This window comes from Pseudomonas sp. P4_C3, from assembly GCF_056402075.1.
In genome coordinates this window covers 1-3,170 of record NZ_JBFUIC010000409.1, presented here as the reverse complement: position 1 = coordinate 3,170, position 3,170 = coordinate 1, and the positions used below count along the sequence as shown (strand labels likewise).

4 protein-coding genes are annotated in these 3,170 nt (G+C 59.8%); 1 reads left to right on the top strand and 3 read right to left on the bottom strand.

The annotated features are described in order from the left end of the window. On the top strand, nt 1–232 hold a 232-nt coding region (locus AC1DVH_RS28555; RefSeq protein WP_477756604.1), incomplete at its 5' end, for a glutathione binding-like protein. 143 nt (nt 233–375) lie between these two features. Here the strand turns inward: AC1DVH_RS28555 and AC1DVH_RS28550 are convergent. The 3 genes from AC1DVH_RS28550 to AC1DVH_RS28540 form a co-directional block, all read right to left on the bottom strand. Beyond that, nucleotides 376–1,389 (bottom strand): ABC transporter substrate-binding protein, encoded by a 1,014-nt coding sequence (locus AC1DVH_RS28550; RefSeq protein ID WP_477756603.1) that lies wholly within the window; start codon nt 1,387–1,389, stop codon nt 376–378. Next, on the bottom strand, nt 1,386–1,934 hold the full coding sequence (locus AC1DVH_RS28545; RefSeq protein WP_477756602.1) for a sigma-70 family RNA polymerase sigma factor: 549 nt from the start codon (nt 1,932–1,934) through the stop codon (nt 1,386–1,388). The genes AC1DVH_RS28550 and AC1DVH_RS28545 overlap by 4 nt, the downstream gene beginning before the upstream one ends. Nucleotides 1,935–2,130: 196 nt before the next feature. Next, on the bottom strand, nt 2,131–2,922 hold the full coding sequence (locus AC1DVH_RS28540; RefSeq protein WP_477756601.1) for a phosphate/phosphite/phosphonate ABC transporter substrate-binding protein: 792 nt from the start codon (nt 2,920–2,922) through the stop codon (nt 2,131–2,133). Nucleotides 2,923–3,170 lie beyond the last annotated feature (248 nt).

The window sequence follows — 3,170 nt, the reverse complement described above, 5'->3', positions numbered from 1 at the left end:
GATCAAGGAGAAATTGTTCAAGCGTTTGGCCGTGTTGAACCAGACGTTGGAGCGGCAGGATTACTTGATGGCGGGCGGGTTCAGCATTGTTGATGCGTACTTGTTTACGGTGCTGCGTTGGGCTCGGTTGTTCGACATTGAATTGAATGAGTGGCCGGCGCTGGCAAGGTTTCAAGCGAGGGTAGATCAGCGGCCGGCGGTGAAAGCGGCGTTGGCCGCCGAGTTGGCGTAAGGCTTGAGATCAATCGCGAGCAGGCTCGCTCCTACAGGGGATCTTGGTTGACCACGGGGTTTGTGGGCAATACAGACCTAATGTGGGAGCGAGCYTGCTCCGGGCGGCGTTCCGACGATGGCTACCTTCCAGGCGCTACAAAACTACAAACTGGCACTCACCCTGGTAGCCACCTCCCCCGGCACCCAGCCCTTCCACACCTGCGGCTGTTCACGCAAAAAAGCTTCGGCGACTTCACGGGGTTTCTGGCGCTTTTCACTCATCTGGCCCAAGGTCTGGTTCAACAGATCAATCGGCAGGTCGACCTTTTCAAAGAACGTCACCAGGTCCGGGTATTGCGCCTTGAACGGTGCCGATACGCCGATGGCCAGGCTCGCCGGCATCGAGCGCGTGCCTTTGGGGTTCGGGTTGTTGGCGTCGGCCAGGGTTTTCCAGGCTTCGGCGTCGAACGGTGGTTCGTCGAGTTTCACCAGTTTGAAACGCCCCAACAGCGGTGTCGGCGACCAGTAGTAGAAGAGCACAGGTTTGCCACGGCGGATCGACGACGCGACCTCGGCATCGAGCGCGGCACCGGACCCCGTGCGGAAGTTGACGTAGCTGGTAGTCAGCTCATAGGCCTTGAGTTTCTGGCTGTTGACGATTTCCGAGGTCCAGCCGGTCGGGCTGTTGAGGAAGCGTCCGCGGTTCGGGTCTTCGGGGTCGCGGAATACGTCCTTGTACTTCGCCAGATCAGCAACGGACTTCAGCTCCGGAGCCAATGGCTTGATGCCGCGCTCGGGATCGCCCTTGATCACGTACTCCGGCACCCACCAGCCTTCAGTGGCGCCTTTGACTGTATCGCCGAGGCCGAACACCTTGCCCTCCGCGGCAGCCTTGACCCAGGCCGGACTGCGTCCGGCCCACTCTTCACCGATGACCTGGATATCGTTTTTCGCCAGCGCCGCTTCAAGGCTGACGGTGCTGCCCGGCAGCGTGTCGGTCGGGTAGCCGTAACCTTTTTCAACGATCAGGCGCAGGATTTCGGTGATGAGGCTGCCGCTTTCCCAGGTGATATCGCCGAAGTGAATGGGCGCGGGTTTTTCCGTGGCCGATGCCGGGTGGGACAACAGGCTCAGGGCCAGCAGCGAACTGCCGAGCAGGGTTTTGATCGATCTCATGCGGACCTCTTGTTCTGGAGTGGGCTGTTCAGGAATTGATTGGCGCTGTGCCGGTCGCACAGGGCCTGGGAACGGGTCATGTAGTCGCTGACTGAACGCAGCGAGATGCCCAGCACAGCGGCGATTTGCGGATAGGTCAGGCCGTCGATTCGCGACAGCAGGAAGGTCGAGCGGACTTTGCCTGGCAGCCGCTGAAGGCTGCGATCCACACGGGCCAGGGTCTGGGACAACTGAGCCAGTGCCTCCGGCGATTCGGCGTGGACCGGCTCGGCCTGTTGCAGTTGCTGAAGGTACTGGCGCTCCAGGTCACGCCGACGCCAACGCTGATAGAGCAGGCGCCGGGCGATGGTGGTGAGCAAGGCACGGGGTTCACGGATGGCCGTCAGGCCAGGGGCCTGGAGCAATTGCACGAAGGTTTCGCAGGCAATGTCTTCGACAGCGGCGGCATCGTTCAGAGACTGACGCAGGCGCGTGCAGAGCCAGTGGTAGTGAGCACGGAACAATCCGTCCACGTGTTTGCGATGAAGAATATCGGCGCCGGACATAGGGGCTCCTGGGTTAGGGGTCGCTGAATGTCCGGTGGTCCGGTGAGGCGAATCCTAGCAAGGAGCCTTATTCATTAATAATATTTAAAACTTATTTTTATATTCGTTTATGGAATTAAAAAAGGTGTGCCTGATAGGCCGCTTTCGTCGGAACGCCGCCCGGAGCAAGCTCGCTCCTACAGCGAAAATGGACCTATCACCTCAATCGTCCATAACCCAATGTTTCGGCCTCACGTTGATAATCGAGCACAACCTGATAGTCGATTTCGCTGGCGGGCAGTACCTCCGGTAAACCGAGGGTTTGGGCAACGTCCGGCAACTCGCGCAACGCCAGGTTCATCACCCGCAAGAGCTCAACGGCCTGCTCATCGCTGACCGTCGCGGCGGAAATGAACGGTAAGGCAGGACTGAGCGCACTGCGGGCAATCACGCGCAAACCGGCCACTTCCTCTGCAGCGTGGCGCGCCAGATAAGCAAAGGTCACGCTGTCGATGGCCGCCAGATCGGCAAGGTCTTCGCGTAACCAGCGCAGGCTTTCGCGATGACTGCCGCTGATTCCGACCTGAGCAAAAAACCGCCCGTCACGTTGCAGCGGCGCCAACCGGTGGCGCAGCAAATTCATGCCGCTGTTGGAGTCCTGGCCATTGATCACGCCTCGGCTGCCGCGAAAATCCGCCAGGGTTGGCCGTGCATCATCAAGGCGTCCCAGAATCAGGCTGCAATGATTGCCGCCACTGCAGTCCGGCAGCTCATAACGAGGCCGCCCCAGCACCCGGACCTTGCCGCGCAATGCTGTCATCAGCGGATAGCCGCAGGTTTGTGTCAGCAGCAAGTGCGGCGACAACCACATATCCATCAGTGACAGGCCTTCGGCATCACGGCGGGTTTCGCCCAGGTGCTCGAGGACTCGCGCCAGCCAGCGTTCGTTAGCCTGGTGGATGGGTTCGGGGGCGGTGTACATCAGCAGTTCGGCGATGTGTTGGGTCATCTATATCGTCCCATGCAACGTAAATCCCCCTGTGGGAGCGAGCTTGCTCGCGATRGCGGTGTAATAGTCAGCAAACAAGTTGACTGTCAGACCGCTATCGCGAGCAAGCTCGCTCCCACAGGGGGATTTACGTTGCATGGGACGATATAGATGACCCAACACATCGCCGAACTGCTGATGTACACCGCCCCACCCAACACATCGCCGAACTGCTGATGTACACCGCCCCCGAACCCATCCACCAGGCT